Origin of the sequence: Nocardiopsis mwathae, assembly GCF_014201195.1 — a bacterium.
In the GTDB taxonomy this organism is placed as follows: domain Bacteria; phylum Actinomycetota; class Actinomycetes; order Streptosporangiales; family Streptosporangiaceae; genus Nocardiopsis_C; species Nocardiopsis_C mwathae.
This window is the reverse complement of record NZ_JACHDS010000001.1, coordinates 3,702,446-3,721,148: the sequence shown is the minus strand read 5'-3', so window position 1 is coordinate 3,721,148 and position 18,703 is coordinate 3,702,446. Positions and strand designations below refer to the sequence as shown.

Below are 18,703 nucleotides of genomic sequence, written 5' to 3'. Positions count from 1 at the left end.
GCGGGATCCACGCCCCTTTCGCCCTGTCTTCTTTCTGTCACACACGACCGTCCACGTCTGTACGGAAGGTGCATGCCCCATGCGCACGCTGTACCCGCCGATCGATCCCTACGACACCGGCATGCTCGATGTCGGTGACGGGAACCGGATCCACTGGGAGCTCTGCGGGAACCCCACCGGCAAACCCGCGGTCTTCCTGCACGGCGGCCCCGGCGGCGGGTGCGGGCCGGTACACCGGCGGCTCTTCGACCCCGAGAAGTACCGCATCCTGCTGTTCGACCAGCGCAACTGCGGGCGGAGCACGCCGCACGCCAGCGGCATGGACGTCGATCTGAAGTCCAACACCACCCAGGCGATGGTCCGGGACATGGAGCGGCTGCGCCGGATGGTCGGCGTGGAGAAGTGGCAGGTCTTCGGCGGGTCCTGGGGGAGCGCGCTGGCACTGGCCTATGCGGAGGAGCACCCGCACCGGGTCAGCGAGCTGATCCTGCGCGGCATCTTCACCCTGCGCAACGACGAGCTGCGCTGGTTCTACCAGGAGGGCGCCTCCCACCTCTTCCCGGAGCAGTGGGAGGCCTACCTGGAGCCGATCCCCGAGGACGAGCGCGACGACCTCATCGGCGCCTACGCCCGGCGGCTCAACTCTCCCGACCCCGGGGTCCGGCTGGAGGCGGCGCGGGCGTGGAGCATGTGGGAGGGCGCCACGGTCACCCTCGTCCCCGATGAGGAGATCCGCGCCCAGCACGCCGACCCGGAGTACGCGCTGGCCTTCGCCCGCATCGAGAACCACTACTTCGTGCACGGCGGCTTCTTCACCCCGGGCCAGCTGATCGCCAACGCCAAGCGGCTGCGCGACATCCCCGGCGTGATCGTCCAGGGCCGCTACGACGTGTGCACCCCGGCGCGCACCGCCTACGACCTCCACCGGGCCTGGCCCGAGGCGCGGTTCACGATCGTGGACGACGCCGGGCACGCCTTCAGCGAACCCGGCATCCTGCACCACCTCATCGAGGCGACCGACCGCTTCGCCGACCGTCCCTGACCCCCACCCCTCCGATGGTCGCGGGCGAGCGGTTCGAATCACGACGAGAATTCGAACCGTTCTCCCGAGGTCATCGGAGGCGAGGGCGGACAGGCGGTGGATAGGGGTGGGCCGCACGTGATCACGCGCATGGAGCGCCGCTAGGCTCGGAGAAAAGACACGGGAAAGTGAGGAGCGCCACATGCGGGTGAACGTGGACTTCGACCGCTGCGAGAGCAACGCGGTCTGCATGGGGATCCTGCCCCAGGTCTTCGAGGTTCGCGACGACGACTTCCTCTACATCCTGCAGGAGGAGCCGCCCGAGGAGCTGCGCGGCGGACTGGAGGAGGCCGTGCGGATGTGCCCCAAACAGGCCATCAGCATCGAAGATTAGGGCGCGATCCAACGGGACACGTCCTAGGGCGTGTTTGGCGGATGCTTTCCGGTGAGCGAGCGGCCGTCCGGGGCGGCGCTCGCAAGCCGCTTCACGAAGTCAATCCAGGTCGGCTTTACGAGTGGAGCGGCGCAGCGAGCGTCGTTCCGGTGGCCGCGAGCCGGGAATGATCCGTCAAACACGCCCTAGTGTCCTGATTGGTTAGTTCGTTTGTTGATTTGTTGGCAGTAGAAGGCAAGGCTGTCGAGGATCTCCTCGGCGGTCTTGGTCCACACATATGGGCGGGGGTCCTCGTTCCAGGACGCGGCCCAGGCGCGGATGTCCTTTTCCAGGGCTTGGACGCTGCGGTGGGTGCCGCGGCGGATCAGCCGCTCGGTGATCTCGGCGAACCAGCGTTCGACCAGGTTCAGCCAGGACGAGCCGGTCGGGATGAAGTGGAGGTGGAACCGGGGGTGGCGCAGCAGCCACCTGCGGATCTCGGGTGTCTTGTGCGTTGCGTAGTTGTCCAGGACCAGGTGTACCTGCAGCTCGGCAGGGACCTCGCGGTCGATCTTGGCCAGGAACTTCTTGAACTCCGTGGCGCGGTGCCGGCGGTGGATGGAGGTGATCACCCGGCCGGTGGCGGTGTCCAGGGCTGCGAACAGGCTGGTCACTCCCGCGCGCACATAGTCATGGGTCGCGCGCTCGGGTATGCCGGGCATCATCGGCAGGACCGGCTGGGTGCGGTTGAGGGCCTGGATCTGGGATTTCTCGTCCACGCACAGCGCGACCGCCCGTTCGGGAGGGTCCAGGTACAGGCCGACCACGTCGCGGACCTTGTCGATGAAGAACGGGTCGGTGGAGAGCTTGAACGACTCGGTGCGGTGGGGTTGCAGGCCGAAGGCGTTCCAGATCCGCCAGACCGCGTTCTGGGTGAGGCCGGTGTGCTTGGCCATGGAGCGTGTGGACCAGTGGGTGCCGTGGGCGGGCCTGGTCTCCAGGGTCGCGGCCACGACCGCCTCGACCTGGGCGTCGGTGACGGTGCGCGGCCGGCCCGGCCGTGGTTCGTCGGTCAGGCCCTCCAAGCGGTGCTCGGCGAAGCGCTGCCGCCACTTGGTCACCGTGGGCGCCGACACCCCCAGCTCGCGCCGCACTTGGGCGTTGGACATGCCCTGGGCGCAGGCGAGCACGATCCGCGCCCGCAGGGCCAGGTCCTGGGCGGTCTTGCGGCGTCTGACCCACCGCTGGAGCTCGGTGCGCTCGTCCTCGGACAGGTCCAGCGGTGGCGGTTTCGGTCCGGGAAGACTCATCCCACAACCATAAACGAACTAACCAATCAGGACACTAGCGTCCGGCCGCCGCCAGGGCGTCCTCCCACGTGGTCGGCTGCTCCAGGAGCGTGCGGTAGCGCATCGTCTTCGGGGTGGAGCGCAGCCCCAGGACGCCGACGAGCACGTCGGCGCGTCCGAGGAACGCGACGAACTTGCGGTCCTCGGGCGCTCCGTGCACGAACTCCACGGTGTCGGCGGGTGCGGCCCGGCCCAGCAGCTGGATCTTCATCCCGTACTGGTCGGACCAGAAATAGGGCACCGGGGTGTAGTCCCGCCGCTCCGCCTCGGCGGGGGTCAGCAGGTTGTGCGCCACCACGGCCGCCTGCTCTCCGGCGTTGGTCCAGTGCTCCAGGCGGATCCGGCCGCCGTAGCGCGGGTGCGGCCAGCTCGCGAGGTCCCCGACCGCATACACGTCGGGCACGGCCGTCGCGCAGCGGGCGTCGCACAGCACCGCGCCCTCCTCGTCCAGCTTGACCCCGGACCCCGCCAGCCACTCGGTGTTGAGGTCCACTCCGAGGCCGGCCACCACCATCGACGCCTCCACCGCGGTGCCGTCGGCCAGCCGGACGCGCTCCACCCGGCCGCGGCCCTCATAGGCGGTGACGCCGGTGCCCAACCGCACATCCACTCCGTTGTCGCGGTGCAGCTCGGTGAGGACCGTGCCGACGCGCGGGTCGACCACCCGGGTGAGCGGGGTGGGTGCCGCCTCGACCAGGGTCACCTCCCAGCCGCACGCGCGGGCGCTCGCCGCGACCTCCGAGCCGATGAACCCGGCACCGACCACCACCACGTGCCCTCCGGGCCGCGCGAACGCCGCGCGCACCGCCTCGGCGTCGTCCAGTGTGCGCAGGGTGTGCACGCCCGCCAGGTCGGTCCGGGGGCGGCGGGCCCGGGCCCCGGTCGCGATGACCAGGCCGTCGTAGTCCACGCGGGTGCCGTCGTCGAGCAGAACGGCCCGCTCCTCGGCGAGCAGCCGCTCGGCGCGGCGCCCCAGCCGCAGATCGAGGCCGAGCGCGTCGATCTCGCCGTCCTCGCGCAGCTGCAGGCTCCTGGGGGAACCCTTCCCGGTGAGGACCTCCTTGGACAGCGGAGGGCGGGAGTAGGGGCGGTGCGGTTCGTCGCCGATGAGGGTGACCGTGCCGTCGAACCCGGCCGAGCGCAGTGACTCCGCCGTGTGCAGCCCGGCCATCCCCGCTCCGGCGATGACGATGTCGCGCATGTGAGTGTGCTCCGCCCCGTTCTCCGTCGATGGCCGTGTCGCCGGGCCGTCGGCCGCCCGTCGGGCTCCGGCCCCGTGAAAGCCCAACGAGCGGTGCGCCGGGGGGATTCCCGCCCCGGTCTCCGTCGTGCGCCGCTCCCGGCGGAGCGCACCGCGGGCCCGCCGGTGCCCGGTGACCTTCGCCGAGACCGGCGGGGGAGGTCAGTCCGTGAGGGGGCGGATCTCGCCCACCGGCTCGCCGCCGCCCAGGACGGGAGCCGACAGCATGTGCCGGACCGGCGTGATGTCGACGCCGAGCGCGCGCAGCGCGGTGAGCGCGACCATGGTGCGCGCGCGGGTCAGCGGGTCGCCGTCGCTCAGCTTCACCGCGACGGTCTCACCGGTGGGCGCGGCCACGACGATGACGCCCTCGGCGCCGATCTTGGAGATCAGCCCCGGGACGCCGCGCATCAGCGCGGTGTCGTCGCGGCCCTCGCCGGCGACGTACTCGGGGAAGTCGCGCATGGCCCGCACGACCGCGGCCTCCTGGGTGCCCTCGTCGGCGAGCACCAGGGACCGGATGCCGCGGGCCAGCCCGATCAGGGACACGGCCAGCTGCGGCGCCCCGCAGCCGTCGACGGCCGTGTGCGCGACGGGCTCGCCGCACTTCTCCTCCAGGACCGCGCGGACCTCCCGCTGCACCGGGTGACCGGGGTCGAGGTAGGTGGAGGTGTCCCAGCCCCGGGCGACGCAGGCGGCGAGCATCGCGGCGTGCTTTCCGGAGCAGTTCATGTGCAGACGGGTCGGCTCCTGCCCGGAGAGCACCAGTGCGGTGCGGGCGCGCGGCGACACCGGGCGGTCGGCGGGGCAGCCCAGGGCGTCGGGCGTCAGCCCGGAGGCGGAGAGCATCTTCGTCGCCAGGTCGGTGTGGATCTCCTCACCGTTGTGGCTGCCCGCGGCGATCGCGATCTCGGGGCCGGTGATCGGCGCCCCGGCCCGCAGGGACGCCAGCGCCTGGAGGGGCTTGGCCGAAGACCGGGGGAACATGGGGGCCTCGATGTCGCCGCGCGCGTAGCCGACCTCGCCGGAGGCGGTGAGCCCGACGACCGTCCCGAAGTGCACGCCCTCCCGGAGCCCCGAGCGGATGACCTCGGCGAGCGGGGCGTAGACGTGCTGCTGCGGCGTGGGCATGGGGGCTCCTGGGCGTCGTTGGGGCGGGCGGCGTGGACGGGGGCGATCCGGCGGCAATCGTCGGATCATGTGGCGGGGTGCCAGACCAGAGGATAAACGCGCACGCGGGCCACTCTCATCCCGCGGGTGCCGTAGGGTCGGTCCCTGATCCGCCAGGGTGGACCGGGGCGCGGCACCGGCCGGGATCGGCCGCGGACCGCACGCGGGCCCACCGTGAACACGAGCAGACAGGGGATGGTCGAGGTGCCGGACGAAGGCCCTACCGGTCCGCGGGCCTTCCGCAGGGGAGCCCTCACCCGGAGCCGGTCGGCGGGCCGCAGCGCCAGGGGGCTCGACTACGCGGTCGTCGACGTCGAGACGACCGGCCTGGACCCGGACCGGGGCGCGCGGGTCTGCGAGATCGCGGTGGTGCGGATGCGCGGCGACGGCACGGTCACGCGCGAGCTCAACACGCTGGTCAACCCCGGCCGACCGGTCACCGGCCAGGAGTTCCACAGCATCGGCCCCGGCGACGTCATCGGTGCGCCGCAGGCCGCCGACCTCGTCGGCGTGCTGGCCGAACTCTTCTCCGGCGCCGTGGTCGTCGGGCACCACCTCGACTTCGAAGGGGCGTTCCTGGCCGCCGAGTTCGTTCCGGCCGGGCTACCCGCGGACCTGCCGGGCCTGTGCACCCTGCGCACCCTGCGCTCCCAGGTCGACCTGAACCGCTACGCCCTGCCCCGGGCCAGCCACGCGCTCAGCGGGCACTGGCCGAGCGGCCAGCACACGGCCCTGGGCGATGCCCGCGCCTGCGCCCAGCTGCTGGCCGAGTTGCTGCACAACGCGCCCGGCGAGCTCCGCTACGTCGGCCCCGAGCCCGAACGCCTCGCCGACGGCGCCACCGAGCCGGCCGCGACCGGGCCCGGGGAAACGGTCCGGCTGAAACCGCGTACCCCGGTGGTGAGCGGCCTGCGGCTGTCGGCTGTACGCGAAGGGCCCGCCCGGCCGCCCGCGACCTGGCCGCGCCGCTGGCGCCCGCTGGAGTTCGACCCCGGGCTGTGCGGGGGCCGGTTCGGTGAGGCGGAGCGTGAACAGGCCGCCCACGACGCGCGGCGCCGTGCCGCCACCCGGAACCTCCTGGCGGCCTCGGCCGCGCTCACGGGCACGCTGGCGTCGACGGCCGCGGCCCGGCTCCTGCTCCGCCGCCTGCGCTGACCCCGCGAGGCGGTCAGGCGCCGGAGAGGGCGAGGAAGAAGGCGGCGATGAGGACGCTGCCGCCGAACGTGGTGAGCACGGCGCGGCCGGTCTCGGTGAGGCGGGCCGGGACGAACGCCAGGCGCAGGCCCTGGGCGCCGGAGCGGGCGCGCTGCGGGGGCGCGGCGACGCGGCCGCTGCGGTCGGCCGTGCCCGGTTCGGGCAGGTCGACGGGGAGCAGCCGCGGGACGCGGTTGAACATCGCGATGCAGACCAGTGCGGCACCGGCAAGGATGAGCAGGAGGGACACGTCTCGGCGGCCTTTGCGGAGAGTGAGCGGACACCAACGCCCGCCGATTCTCCCGCATCGGGCGCCTGCTGGGGAGGGGCGGGTTCAGATGCGTCCGGTTATGGCCGCGCCCCAATGACGCAGCGTGGCCGCCGACCGGATCAGTCCTGACGCTCGGTCACTTTCTGTGGGGGCTCCGACACGCATCGCCGCACCTTCTCCTCGTCGACGCCCAGCGCGCGCAGCGTGAAGGCGGTCACGAGCACGTGCGCGTCGGCGATGGTGGTCTCGTCGCTCACCAGCGGGACGCGCTGCGCGCCGATCATCGCCAGCACCAGGCGTGCGGTCGCCTCCACCGGGCACTCGCGGAACTCCCCGCCCTCGGTGCCGTCGTGCAGGATCCGCACGAGCAGCCGCTGCATCGGCGCGACGTGGTCGGCCAGCGCCTGGTAGGCATCGGGCCCCAGGCTGGCACCCAGTTCGGCGGCGGCCGGGTGCGGGTGCTCGGCGATGCCCTCCAGCTGGAAGCGGACGAACGCCGAGAGCCGCTCGGCCGCCGTGGCGTCGCCGGGCAGCTCCTGGCTGTAGCGGTCGACGAAGCCGTGGGTGACCTGCTCGGTGAAGGCGAGCAGCAGCGCCGCCTTGTCCGGGAAGTAGTTGTACAGGGCCGTTCGGGTGATGCCGGCCTCGGCCGCCACGTCGGTCATGGAGATGCCGTCGATCCCCTGGGTGCGGGTGAGGGTCGCCACAGCCTCCAGGATGCGCTCGCGGGTCTGGGCGCGGTGGGCGGCGATGGTCGGCGCGGAGATCTTCGGCATGCCACCTATGGTGACACGATTCAGGCGGCCGCCCCAGGTGCGTGGCTGCGGCCCAGGTCGGCGAGGACCTCCACGTTGAGCTGATAGGCGAGCTGGGTCTCGCGGACGATCCGGCGCCGGGTCGCCTCGTCGAGGTCGAGCGCGTCCAGGCGGGACCGGTACTCGGCCTTGAACCGGGGCAGGCTGCCCAGCTCGTCGAAGACGTAGAAGGAGACGCCCTCTTCGGGGGTCAGCCCGTAGGCGCGCGCCGCGACCCTGCGGATGAACTGGCCGCCGGACAGGTCACCGATGTAGCGGGTGTAATGGTGGGCGATGTAGCCGCCCGGTCGGTCGGCCATCTGCTCGATGCGCGCCACGTAGGTGCGGGTGGGCGGGGTGGGGGAGATGCGGTCGCGCCAGTCGGGGCCGTAGAGCGCGGCGAGGTCGCGGCGCAGCGCCGGGACGCGGAAGAGCTCGGGGAAGACGACGCGCCCGGCGACGGGGTCGTCGGCCAGGGTGCGGCCGACCTCTTCGAGTGCGACGTAGGCGAAGTAGTGCTGGGCGACCATGGCGGCGTAGCCGTCGCGGGGGAGTGTCCCGTCCAGGAGCGCCCGGGTGAAGGCGTGCTCCTCGGCCTCCTCGTGGTGCGCCCAGGTCGCGGACTTCAGCTCGGCGGAGAAGGGGTCGGTGGGGGCGGGGGGCTCGGGGGTCGGCTCCGTCGTCGCTGCGTGCTGGTGGGTCTCCACGCCTGTCCCTCTTTCCTGTCCATATCGGACACGTTTCTGACATGATGTCAGCAAGAAGGGTGTGGCTGTCAAGTCGATGATGACACAGTGTCGCGAAAACGGGGTGGGATGACGCCCACGTCGACGGCGCGGTGGGGCCGGTATCCTGGCGTTGCACCAGGGTGCGGTGCGCGTCGGCCCGGCCGGTCAGGACGTTGGATGTCTCTCGTGCAATCCCGCTGGCGGCGAAAAGGGCCGGGCGATTATCGTTTGACTGCCGCAAAGGATCATCGGGCCTCGCTGAGCCGGCGGTCACCGTCTCGGAGAAGTCACTGGGGCCGATGCCCCGCGATCCTGGTCCGGGGGTGGGAGGGACCCCCGTGCGCCGGGTGGAGCACGACGATGGTGCCGGGGAAGACCGGTCGACGTAGAGGCGATGTGTGGATACAAGGAAAACAGGACACGAGCCCGTGACCATGGTAGATCCCGATTCCGCGGGGCCGGCGGGGACCGGCCGCGCATCGGCCGCCGTTGAATCGGTCGACATCCTGTTGATCGAGGACGACGCGCAGGACGCATTCCTCGTCGAGGAGCTGCTCGCCGACACCGCGCTGGACGCCCGCATCACCTGGGTCGACACGCTCGGCAAGGCGCGCGAGCACCTCGACGACTTCCGCGGCTGCGTGCTCCTCGACCTCAACCTGCCCGACGCCGGCGGCATGGACCTGCTGCGCGAGGTGCTGACCACCGCCGAATCCGCGGCCGTCGTCGTCCTCACCGGACTCAACGACGAACACGAGGGCGTGGCCGCCGTCGCGGCCGGTGCCCAGGACTATCTGGTCAAGGGGCAGGTCGACGGCTCCCTCCTGGCCCGAAGCCTGCGCTACTCCGTCGAGCGCCAGCGCGCCGACGAGAACGCCCGCCAGCTGCGCGAGGCCGAGCTCCACGCCCGCGAGAACATGCGCCTGGAGCGCGGCCTGCTGCCCCAGGTGCTGCTGGACGAGTCCCCGCTCAGCCACCGCTCCTTCTACCGCCCCGGCCGCAAGCGCGCCCTGGTCGGCGGCGACTTCTTCGACGCCGTGCAGAAGGACGGCACCACCCACGCCATCATCGGCGACGTCAGCGGGCACGGCCCCGACGAGGCCGCCCTCGGCGTGAGCCTGCGCATCGCCTGGCGCGCCCTGGTCATGGGCGGCGTGGCCGAGGACGCCGTGCTGCCCGCGCTGGAGGAGATCCTCACCAGCGAGCGCGCCCAGGACGAGATGTACGCCACGCTCTGCCAGGTCAGCCTCGACGTGGCCAGCGAGAAGGCGCGGATCCGCCTGTTCGGGCACCCGCCGCCGCTGGTCATCAACGGCGGCGCGGTCGAAGAGGTGCCGGCCGTGCCCCGCCCGCCGATGGGCGTGTTCCCCGAGGCCGAGGTCGACGTCGAGGAGTTCCCCTTCCCCGAGGGCGCCACCCTCATGCTCTACACCGACGGCCTGGTCGACGCCTACGACGGCGCCGCGCCCGCGCGCCTGGAGGTGCAGGGGCTGTGCCGCATCCTCGACGGCGTCCTGAAGAGCGGGTGCTCCATCGTCGACCTGCCCGAGCACCTGGTGGACGAGGCCGAGCGGCACAACGGCGGCCCGCTCCAGGACGACGTCGCCATGCTGCTGCTCACCCACGGGGATGAAGGGTGAGTCCGATGGAGCCGCCCCTGGGGGGCAGCGGGGGGCCGTGGTCGCTGCGCCGCCGGGTCACGGTCCTGCTGGCCTCCGTCGCGGTGGTGCTCGTCGCCTCGGTGTCGACGATCACCTTCGCCGCGTTCAACGCCCGTGAGTCGCTGAACCGGCAGGTGGACCAGCTCACCCCCGCCCAGAGCGCCGTGCAGCAGACCATGTCCGCCTACCTCAACCAGGACAACGGGATCCGCGGGTACGCGCTCACCTCCGAGATCGAGTTCCTCGCCCCCTATGAGCAGGGCAAGCAGGCGATCACCGAGAGCAAGCCCGTCCTGGACCGGATCGCCCGGGACGACAGCGACATCGCCTCCGACATCCACGAGCTGCTGGAGGCCGGCGACGCCTGGACCACGGACTTCGCCGACCCCACCCTGGAGAAGGTGCACGAGGGCGAGGAGGTCAGCGCCGAGGACTACCGCCTGGGCCGCGAGCGCTTCGACGAGCTGCGCGCCGCCGGCACCAAGGCCCAGACCCGCATCGACCAGGAGCTCACCCAGGCCCGCGACGGCCTGACGGTGGCCACCCAGCAGGTGGTGGCGCTGCTCATGCTGGTGGGCTTCGTCGTCGTGGTGATGTCGGTCTTCCTGTGGGTCATGCTGCAGCACTGGGTGCTGCGCCCGCTGGACGAGCTCGCCGGGCACCTCTCCCAGGTCTCGGAGGGCTACTACGCCCACCGCGTCGCCCTGCACGGCCCGCCCGAGATCGAGCGGGTCGGCCGCGACGTCGACGCCATGCGCGAGCGCATCGTCAGCGACCTGCACGAGGTCCGCGCGGCCCGGCGCCAGTTGCAGGAGCAGTCGGAGCTGCTGGAGCGTCAGACCGAGGAGCTGCGCCGGTCCAACCTGGAGCTGGAGCAGTTCGCCTACGTCGCCTCCCACGACCTGCAGGAGCCGCTGCGCAAGGTCGCCAGTTTCTGCCAGCTGCTGCAGCGCCGCTACCGGGGCCAGCTCGACGACCGAGCCGACTCCTACATCGACTTCGCGGTCGAGGGTGCCAAGCGCATGCAGACCCTGATCAACGACCTGCTCGCGTTCTCGCGGGTGGGCCGGACCAAGAACTTCACCCATGTGGACCTCAACGTCGCCCTCCAGGACGCGTTGAGCAGCCTGGAGACCCGGCTCGACGAGGCCGGGGCGGTCGTCACCGGCGATGACATGCCCACCATCGAGGGCGACAGGACCCTGCTCACCCAGGTGTTCTTCAACCTCGTCGGCAATGCCGTGAAGTTCCGCGGCGAGGATCCGCCGCGGGTCTATGTGAGCTGTGAGCGCCGTGAGGGCGAGTGGGTCTTCTGCTGCGCCGACAACGGCATCGGCATCGAACCCCAGTACGCCGAGCGCATCTTCGTGATCTTCCAGCGGCTGCACACCCGCGATAAGTACGGCGGGACCGGCATCGGCCTGGCCATGTGCAAGAAGATCATCGAGTTCCACGGCGGCCGCATCTGGCTCGACACGGATTCGGACCACCCGGGGACCCGCATATGCTGGTCGCTGCCTGTTGAGGAGGGGAGCACGGAGGACACCGACCCGTCGCGCCCCGCCGCGACCGACGTCTCCGGCCCCGATGAGGCGGGGGACGACAGCACTCCCCGTGACTCCGGGGACCGTACCGAGAAGGTCTGAGACGTTGAGCGAGGTCACTTTGGTGCAACCCATAGAGGTGCTGCTGGTCGAGGACGACCCCGGTGACGTCCTGATGACCAAGGAGGCCTTCGAAGAGCACAAGGTGGGCAACCGCCTGCACGTGGTCTCCGACGGTGTCGAGGCGCTGCGGTTCCTGCGCCGCGACGGGGAGTACGCCGACGCGCCCCGCCCGCACCTGATCCTGCTCGACCTCAACCTGCCCCGCAAGGACGGCCGCGAGGTGCTGGAGGAGGTCAAGAAGGACGAGGAGCTCGCGCACATCCCGATCGTGGTGTTGACCACGTCGGAGGCCGAGGAGGACATCCTGCGCAGCTACCGGCTGCACGCCAACGCCTATGTGGCCAAGCCGGTCGACTTCGACCAGTTCATCCAGGTCGTGCGGCAGATCGACGACTTCTTCGTCACCGTGGTGCGGCTGCCCAAGGGGTGACATCACCCCCGAAAACGGTGATCCGGGGGTGAAGGGGATTTCGGGGGTGGAACGCCGCGGCGCGGTGCCCGGACCGGTCCGCGCGACCGGGCGATGTCCGCGCGCGGGAGCGTTCGTCCCGTTCAGGCGGTCGATCCTCGGTTACGGTAATGACCATGAGCTTGCCGGAACCTCGTGACCCCGCCGGGCCCTACCGGATCGCCATCGTGTGCCTGGGCAACATCTGCAGGTCCCCGATGGCCGAGAAGGTCGTGACGGCCGACCTGGAGCGCGCCGGGATCGGCGACCTCGTCGAGGTCGACAGCTCCGGAACCGGGAGCTGGCACATCGGCTCACCGATGGACGCGCGCGCCGCCTCGACCCTGCGCGTCCACGGGTACCTCACCGACCACGTCGCGCGGAAGTTCGACCCCGACTGGTTCGCCGAACGGGACCTCATCCTCGTGATGGACCTCGACAACCTCGACGACGTGCTGCGGCTCGCCCCCGACCGCGCCGAGGCCGCCGAGCGCGTCATGCTGTTCCGCTCGTTCGCGCCCGGCGGCGGTCCCAACCCCGAGGTGCCCGACCCCTATTACGGGGGCGACGACGGCTTCAGCACCGTTTTGAGCATGGTGGAGGCGGCCGCCAAGGGGCTGACCGGCGAACTGGTCGTCCGCTTCGGCCCCCGCGCCGGGCTCGCCCGCGGCCGCGACGACCGGGACACCCCCGGTGCGCTCTGAGGAGCGGGTGGCGCCGACGGTCGCCGACCGGGTCGCGGAGCTGACCGGCCGCGCCGTCGCGACGCTCGCGCCCCTGGGGTCGAGCCACGCCTGGGAGCTGTACCGCGCCGAACTGGACGACGGCGCCCGGGTGTTCGTCAAGGCGCTGCCCGATGCCGCCCCCGAGGGGGAGTTCGCCGGGATGTTCGCCACCGAGGCGCGGGGGCTGGCGTGGCTGGGCGGCTCGTTCGGCTCCCCGGTACCGGAGGTGCTCGGCGCCGACGACCGCACCCTGGTGCTGCCGTGGGTGGAGGAAGCCCCGCCGACCCCCGAGGCGGCCGAGCGCTTCGGCCACCAGCTCGCCGCCATGCACGCCACACCGGCCGAGTACTTCGGGGCGCCCCGTGACGGCTTCATCGGCCCGCTGCCCCTGGACAACACCCCGCGCGACTCCTGGCCGGAGTTCTACGCCGAGCAGCGGCTGCTGCCCTACCTCGCCCGTGCCACCGACCGCGGCGCGCTGACACCGGCCGACGTACGCGTCATCGAGCGGGCCGTCGACTCCATCGGCGACCTGGCCGGCCGGCCCGAACCGCCCGCCCGCATCCACGGCGATCTGTGGAGCGGCAACGTCATCTGGCAGGACGACGGCGCGGTGATCGTCGACCCCGCCGCCCACGGCGGCCACCGGGAGGCCGACCTCGCCATGCTGGCGCTGTTCGGCCTGCCGCACCTGGACCGGGTCCGTGACGGCTACAACGAGGCGTTCCCGCTGGCCTCCGGGTGGCGCGAGCGGATCCCCCTGCACCAGCTCCACCCGCTGCTGGTGCACGTGTGCCTCTTCGGCGCGGCCTACCGCATCACCGCACTCAACGCCGCCCAGGCCGTCCTGCGCGGGGACTGAGCCGACGCCGCGCGGCTCCGGCTCCGGCTCCCCAGGTGACCGGGAAGTTATGGAGACCCTCTAGAGTCGGCGCCGTGACTTGGCCAGGACATCCGCAGAACGGCGACAACGGCGAATACGGCTACCCGCGGCACCCGCAGCCGGCGGCACCGCGCTCCGCGGGTGGGCCGAGCCCCCTCATGCTGGGCCTGCTGGCCCTGGTCATGGTCGTGGCGGTGGCCATCGCCGCCGTGGTGGTGTGGAACGCGCTGAGCGACGATCCGCAGGCCGCCGCGCCCCCGCCGGTGCCGGACGCCACACCCGCCGCGGAGCCCGAGGACGAGCCCGCCGACGGGCCGTCGCCGTCCCCCCGGGAGACCGAGCGGCTGATCAACCCGGGGTGGCGGACCGTCGCCTCCGACAAGTGGGGCTTCACCTACGAGGTGCCCCCGTCCGACGACGACTGGATGGCCAAGGGCGACGGGACCATCATCGGGCAGGGCGAGGACGAGAACGGCATGCCCGAGATCGCGATGAGCGGCGTCGCCGTCTACAAGGACAAGCCCTGCGAGGGCTGGGGCGACCGGGCGGTCACCGGGGCACAGGGCATCACCGAGACCCGGGACACCTCCGCCATGGCCGAGGGTGTGGCCTCCAAGTGGGCCGAGCTCAGCTTCACCACCGACGCCGGACCGGGGGAGACCGAGGTGCGGTCGGTGGAGCCGTTCTCCAACAACGGGCTCGAAGGGCACCGCGCCATCGTCGACGTGAAGCTGAAGGACCCCGAGAAGGGCTGCCAGCCGCCCACCGCCGAAGTGCACACCGTCGTCGTCCCCAACCCCGCGGAGGACGACGCCGTCCGCGCCTTCACCGTCCTCACCGACACCGGGATCTCCGACGCCGCCGACTCCGACGTCATCGAGAGGATCGTGGACAGCCTGCGCGACCAGGAGTACGAGGTCGGCGGCTGACCCTGTGCCCGCGTCGACCGCGGTGAAGCGGGCCCGACGGTCGCCGGTCGTCGGTGCGCTGCGCCGCGTTCGACGACAGGGCACGACAGGGCACGACAGGGCACGACAGGGATAGGGGTCGGCGCCCCTCCCCGGGTGAGCGTGCCGGTAGTAGGGTGAGGACCTCCGGTAGCGGCCCCGCCACGCGCGTCGTGCGCGGATTCCCCCGCGGCATCGGGGACCCGGCGCCCGGGGGCGAGCCGCCGGAATCCCTGCAGAAGGAGCCCCCGATGCGGTACGAACTGCCCACCCGGCTCTCCCTGACCCTGCCCGGCCCGTTCGCCGCCTGGATGGCCGCGACGGCGGTGGCCACCACCCGCGACGCCAACCCCTTCCACCAGGCCGCGCAGCAGGCGCTCGCCGAAGCCAGGACCGACTCCTCCGGCCAGACCGTCGTCACCGGCACCGTCGACGCGATCTGCGTCATCGCCGACCACGCCTACAACCTCCTGCACAACCCGGCGATCGGCGGCGACCTGGGTGACGCCGCCATCACCGTCGTCAACCGCTTCCACGCCGCGATGGCCCCGATCACCGGCAAGGAGGGGTTCTGCGTCGACTGCGGCGGAACCGGGCGGACCCGCTCCGGCACGACCTGCCCCATCTGCAAGGGGACCGGTCGGCTGCCCACGGGCTGGTAGCCGGTCGGTCCTCGGACCGCCCGCGCGGCTCAGCCCTTCATGCTTCCGGCGAGCAGCCCCCGCACGAAGTAGCGCTGCAGTGAGAAGAACACGATCAGCGGCACCACCATGGACACGAACGCGCCGGCGGTCAGCCGCTGCCACTCCTCACCGCGCGTCCCGGCCATCTCGGCGAGCCGGACGGTCAGCGGGGCCACCTCGACGCTGCCCCCGGCGAAGATCAGCGCCACCAGCAGGTCGTTCCACCCCCACAGGAACTGCAGGATGGACAGCGACACCAGGGCGGGCACGATCAGGGGGAGCACGATCCGGCGGAAGATGACGCCGTGCCCGGCGCCGTCGGCGCGCGCCGCCTCGATGAGGCTCTTCGGCAGCTGCGTGATGAAGTTGTGCATCAGGAAGATGCCCAGCGGCAGCCCGAAGATGGTGTGCGCGACCCACACCCGGGTGAACTGGAAGGCGCCGGGCAGGTCCCACGGCGGCAGGACCTGGGTGGTGCCGATCGTGACGCCGTCGGAGAACAGGCTCAGCAGCGGCACCAGCGACATCTGCAGCGGGACGATCTGCAGTGCGAAGATCCCGATGAAGATCCAGTCGCGCCCCGGAAAGTTCATCCAGGCCAGGGCGTAGGCGGTGAGTGCGGCGAGCACGACCACGAACACCATGGTCGGCAGCGCGATGACGAAGGAGTTGACGAAGTAGCTCGCCAGTTGCCGCTGGCTGGTTCCGCCGAACAGGACGTCGTCGTAGTTGCGCAGGGTCAGCACCGGTTCGGCGAAGAACGTCCACCAGCCGGTGGTCTTGATCTGCTCCTCGGGCCGCAGCGAGGAGATGAGCAGCCCGGCGGTCGGCAGGGTCCACAGCACCGCGATGACGATGGCCGCGGCGCTGGCCCCCGAACCCGAGAGCCGGCGCCGCACGCGCTGGACGGCGGTGGGGCGTGGAGCGGCCCGGGCGGGCTCGGGCGCGGCGCGGGGCGGGGACAGGATCACAGCGACTGCGCCTCCCTGGTGCGTCGGGCATTGCGGATCTGGACCAGCACGAGCGGAATGACCAGAACGAACATGAACACGGCCAGGGCGGAGCCGTGCCCGAGCTGGCCGTAGCGGAACGCCTGGCCGTACATCTCGTTGGCGATGACCGAGGTGCCGAACTGGCCGCCGGTCATGGTGCGGACGATGTCGAAGACCTTGAGGGTCTGCACCGAGATGGTGATGAGCACGACCATCACCGTGGGCCAGATCGACGGCAGGGTGATGCGCCAGAACAGCTGCCAGCCGTTGACGCCGTCGATGCGCGCCGCCTCCACGATCTCGGCGGGGACGGCCTTGATGGCGGCCGACAGGATGACCATGGCGAATCCGGCCTGGATCCAGATGAGCACGACGATGAGCAGCAGCGTGTTCAGCGGGCCGTCGAGCAGCCACGGCCGCGGTTCGCCCCCGGCCCACACGACGAGCTGGTTGAGCACGCCGATCTGGTCGGCGCCGGCCGGGCGGTAGGCGTAGACGAACTTCCAGATGATGCTGGCGCCGACGAAGGAGATCGCCATCGGCATGAACAGCAGCGACTTGGCGACGGACTCGTAGCGGGAGCGGTCGACGAGGACGGAGTAGACCAGGCCGGTGGCGGTGGCCAGCAGAGGGGCGAACACCACCCACAGCAGGGTGTTGCGCAGGACCAGCAGGATCTCGGGCCGGGTGAACATCCACACGTAGTTGTCCCAGCCGACCGGTGTGTCGCCGCCCGGGCCGTGGAAGGAGAGCACGGTGGTGCGCACGACGGGGTAGACCAGGCCGACCAGCAGCAGGATCCCGGCGGGGGTCAGGAAGCAGGCCGCCTGCCACCAGTCGTAGCGCGTGCGCGGGCCGCCGTCGACGGCGACGAGCAGGACGCCGATGACGGCGAGGAACGCGGCCACGGCGATGACCAGCCAGAGAAGCTTGGGCAGCTCAGCGAAGATGTCGAATGCCATGGGTGCCGCCGGATCCCTCCCCTGAGTACTGCCCCTGAGTACTGCCCCTTCACCGTGTCCGCGTGCGGTGCGCCGCCGTCACGCCCGCGGCCAGGAGTCCTCGACGTAGCCGAGTACCTCCTCGGTGTCCGAGCCGTTGATCCAGTTGGTCATGGCCCGCCACAGGGTGCCGGAGCCGACGGCGGCCGGCATGTAGTCGCTGCCGTCCCAGCGGAACACGGTGTCGGGGTCGCGCAGCAGCTCGGCGGCCAACCGGTCGTTGGGGTTGTCCAGCGCGTCGAGGTCGAGTTCCCGGTGCGCGGAGAACCAGGCGCCCTCCTGGGCGCGGCGGTCGGCGTAGTCGACGGTGGCGATGTACTCCTGCACGGCGACGACCTCGGGGCGGTCGGAGAAGGCGGCGGCGAACTCCCCGCCGCCGAGGACCGGCGTGCCGACCTCCTCGTCGATGGCCGGAAGATTGAAGGCGAAGACGTCTCCGTCCTCGGCGACCTCGGTGCCTTCGGGCCACTGCGCGGCGTAGAAGGAGCCCATCAGGTACATGCCGCACTGCTCGTCGAGGATGGGCAGCCCGCCGTCCTGCGAGGAGGTGGTGGCGATGCTCTGCACACCGCCGTGGCCGCCGTTGACGTAGTCGGGGTTGCGCAGGATGCCGTCGACGCGGTCGAGGGCCTGGACCACCTTGGGGTCGTCGAACGGGAACTCGTGGTCGATCCACTGGTCGTAGACGTCGGGGCCGTGCTCGCGGAGCATCACGTTCTCCAGCCAGTCGGTGACCGGCCAGCCGGTGGCCTCCCCGGACTCGATGCCGGCGCACCACGGCTTGACGCCGTCGCCGGCGATCGTGTCGCTCAGGTCGATGAGCGCGTCCCAGGACTCCGGGATCTCGTAGCCGTTCCGCTCGAAGAACCCGGGCGAGTACCAGACGAACGACTTCACATTGGCGCCGAGAGGGGTGCCGTAGAGCTCGCCGCCGTGTTCGACGTACTGCAGCCAGTCCTCGGGGTATCCCTCGCGGGCGCGTTCGGCGACGCCGTCGGGCAGCGGAACGGCGTCGCCGGAATCGACGAACCGCGTGAGCAGGCCCGGCTGCGGGAAGAACGCGATGTCCGGTGCGTTTCCGCCGTCGACTTTGACCTGGACCTGCGCCTCGAACTCCCCGCTGCCCTCGTAGCGGATGTCGATCCCGGTGCATTCTGCGAAGTCCTGCCAGGCCCGCTGCATCCGCTCGCCCTCCTCGTCGCGGATGGAGGCGTAGACGGTGACGGTGCCGCCCTCGACGTCGGACCACTCCTCGAAGGGCTCGCAGCCGGCACCGTCCCGCCCGGCCGTCGTCGCGCCGGTGCCGCCGATGTAGTCGCATCCGGTGGCGAGGAGAACCAGTGACAGCGCGGAAGCCGTGACAGCGACTCCCCGCGGTGGACGGTTGGGCATGGCCATGCTCGCACCTCCTGCTACAGCCCCCACGACTGGTATAGACCGGGGGAATCGATGCAAGTCCCTTTCCCGTCCCGTGTCTATGTTTTCGCCCTTAACAGTTCCGTCACAGTACGCGAAATCGCAGGTCGAAGCCGCTATCCGGACGGCGATTCGAAAGC

The 18,703-nt window shown here is 71.3% G+C and carries 19 protein-coding genes; 10 read left to right on the top strand and 9 right to left on the bottom strand.

Annotated elements, in window-relative coordinates; genetic code table 11:
- The first annotated feature begins 79 nt into the window (after positions 1 to 79).
- Positions 80 to 1,042 carry a prolyl aminopeptidase gene (gene pip, locus HNR23_RS16000; RefSeq protein ID WP_184076366.1) on the top strand — a complete coding sequence of 321 codons (963 nt, stop codon included), beginning with the start codon at positions 80 to 82 and terminating at the stop codon, positions 1,040 to 1,042.
- Positions 1,043 to 1,223: 181 nt separating this feature from the next.
- Complete coding sequence (locus HNR23_RS15995) at positions 1,224 to 1,415, top strand: ferredoxin (RefSeq protein ID WP_184076364.1); 192 nt, start codon at positions 1,224 to 1,226, stop codon at positions 1,413 to 1,415.
- Positions 1,416 to 1,600: 185 nt separating this feature from the next.
- Here HNR23_RS15995 and HNR23_RS15990 read toward each other — a convergent pair whose 3' ends face one another.
- From HNR23_RS15990 to HNR23_RS15980, 3 genes are all read right to left on the bottom strand, one after another.
- A complete protein-coding gene (locus tag HNR23_RS15990) occupies positions 1,601 to 2,704 on the bottom strand; it encodes an IS630 family transposase (RefSeq protein WP_184076362.1) in 1,104 nt (367 codons plus the stop codon).
- A 34-nt stretch (positions 2,705 to 2,738) separates the two neighbouring features.
- Positions 2,739 to 3,944 (bottom strand): NAD(P)/FAD-dependent oxidoreductase, encoded by a 1,206-nt coding sequence (locus HNR23_RS15985; RefSeq protein WP_184076360.1) that lies wholly within the window; start codon positions 3,942 to 3,944, stop codon positions 2,739 to 2,741.
- Positions 3,945 to 4,145: 201 nt separating this feature from the next.
- Positions 4,146 to 5,114, bottom strand: a complete 969-nt coding sequence (locus HNR23_RS15980) for an asparaginase (RefSeq protein ID WP_184076358.1) — start codon at positions 5,112 to 5,114, stop codon at positions 4,146 to 4,148.
- 234 nt (positions 5,115 to 5,348) lie between these two features.
- Between HNR23_RS15980 and HNR23_RS15975 the strand changes: the two genes are divergently transcribed.
- A complete protein-coding gene (locus HNR23_RS15975; RefSeq protein ID WP_184080408.1) occupies positions 5,349 to 6,308 on the top strand; it encodes a 3'-5' exonuclease in 960 nt (319 codons plus the stop codon).
- A gap of 13 nt (positions 6,309 to 6,321) precedes the next feature.
- Here the strand turns inward: HNR23_RS15975 and HNR23_RS15970 are convergent, their stop codons facing one another.
- From HNR23_RS15970 to HNR23_RS15960, 3 genes are all read right to left on the bottom strand, one after another.
- Positions 6,322 to 6,597, bottom strand: a complete 276-nt coding sequence (locus HNR23_RS15970; protein ID WP_184076356.1) for a hypothetical protein — start codon at positions 6,595 to 6,597, stop codon at positions 6,322 to 6,324.
- Positions 6,598 to 6,737: 140 nt separating this feature from the next.
- Entirely contained in the window at positions 6,738 to 7,394 is a 657-nt protein-coding gene (locus tag HNR23_RS15965) for a TetR/AcrR family transcriptional regulator (RefSeq protein ID WP_184076354.1), read from the bottom strand.
- Positions 7,395 to 7,414: 20 nt separating this feature from the next.
- Positions 7,415 to 8,119, bottom strand: coding sequence for a biliverdin-producing heme oxygenase (locus HNR23_RS15960; protein WP_184076352.1), 705 nt, complete (start codon positions 8,117 to 8,119; stop codon positions 7,415 to 7,417).
- Between the two features lie 455 nt (positions 8,120 to 8,574).
- Between HNR23_RS15960 and HNR23_RS15955 the strand changes: the two genes are divergently transcribed.
- The 7 genes from HNR23_RS15955 (at position 8,575) to HNR23_RS15925 (ending at position 15,133) form a co-directional block, all read left to right on the top strand.
- On the top strand, positions 8,575 to 9,780 hold the full coding sequence (locus HNR23_RS15955; protein WP_221308719.1) for a PP2C family protein-serine/threonine phosphatase: 1,206 nt from the start codon (positions 8,575 to 8,577) through the stop codon (positions 9,778 to 9,780).
- A 5-nt stretch (positions 9,781 to 9,785) separates the two neighbouring features.
- Positions 9,786 to 11,447: a sensor histidine kinase gene (locus HNR23_RS15950; protein ID WP_184076348.1), complete on the top strand. Its 1,662-nt coding sequence runs from the start codon at positions 9,786 to 9,788 to the stop codon at positions 11,445 to 11,447.
- A 37-nt stretch (positions 11,448 to 11,484) separates the two neighbouring features.
- The gene (locus tag HNR23_RS15945; RefSeq protein WP_184080406.1) at positions 11,485 to 11,898 is read left to right on the top strand and encodes a response regulator; all 414 of its coding nucleotides are present in this window, start codon (positions 11,485 to 11,487) and stop codon (positions 11,896 to 11,898) included.
- A gap of 155 nt (positions 11,899 to 12,053) precedes the next feature.
- Entirely contained in the window at positions 12,054 to 12,620 is a 567-nt protein-coding gene (locus tag HNR23_RS15940; protein ID WP_184076346.1) for a low molecular weight protein-tyrosine-phosphatase, read from the top strand.
- A 7-nt stretch (positions 12,621 to 12,627) separates the two neighbouring features.
- A complete protein-coding gene (locus tag HNR23_RS15935) occupies positions 12,628 to 13,503 on the top strand; it encodes a fructosamine kinase family protein (RefSeq protein WP_184076344.1) in 876 nt (291 codons plus the stop codon).
- 74 nt (positions 13,504 to 13,577) lie between these two features.
- On the top strand, positions 13,578 to 14,453 hold the full coding sequence (locus HNR23_RS15930; protein ID WP_184076342.1) for a hypothetical protein: 876 nt from the start codon (positions 13,578 to 13,580) through the stop codon (positions 14,451 to 14,453).
- A 269-nt stretch (positions 14,454 to 14,722) separates the two neighbouring features.
- Positions 14,723 to 15,133 carry a hypothetical protein gene (locus HNR23_RS15925; protein WP_184080908.1) on the top strand — a complete coding sequence of 137 codons (411 nt, stop codon included), beginning with the start codon at positions 14,723 to 14,725 and terminating at the stop codon, positions 15,131 to 15,133.
- A 29-nt stretch (positions 15,134 to 15,162) separates the two neighbouring features.
- Here HNR23_RS15925 and HNR23_RS15920 read toward each other — a convergent pair whose 3' ends face one another.
- The 3 genes from HNR23_RS15920 to HNR23_RS15910 form a co-directional block, all read right to left on the bottom strand.
- Entirely contained in the window at positions 15,163 to 16,125 is a 963-nt protein-coding gene (locus HNR23_RS15920; protein ID WP_184076340.1) for an ABC transporter permease subunit, read from the bottom strand.
- Positions 16,122 to 17,108, bottom strand: coding sequence for a carbohydrate ABC transporter permease (locus HNR23_RS15915; RefSeq protein WP_184076338.1), 987 nt, complete (start codon positions 17,106 to 17,108; stop codon positions 16,122 to 16,124). Before HNR23_RS15915 ends, HNR23_RS15920 begins: the two co-directional genes overlap by 4 nt.
- A gap of 78 nt (positions 17,109 to 17,186) precedes the next feature.
- Positions 17,187 to 18,545, bottom strand: coding sequence for an ABC transporter substrate-binding protein (locus HNR23_RS15910; RefSeq protein ID WP_246421778.1), 1,359 nt, complete (start codon positions 18,543 to 18,545; stop codon positions 17,187 to 17,189).
- Between the last annotated feature and the right edge of the window lie 158 nt (positions 18,546 to 18,703).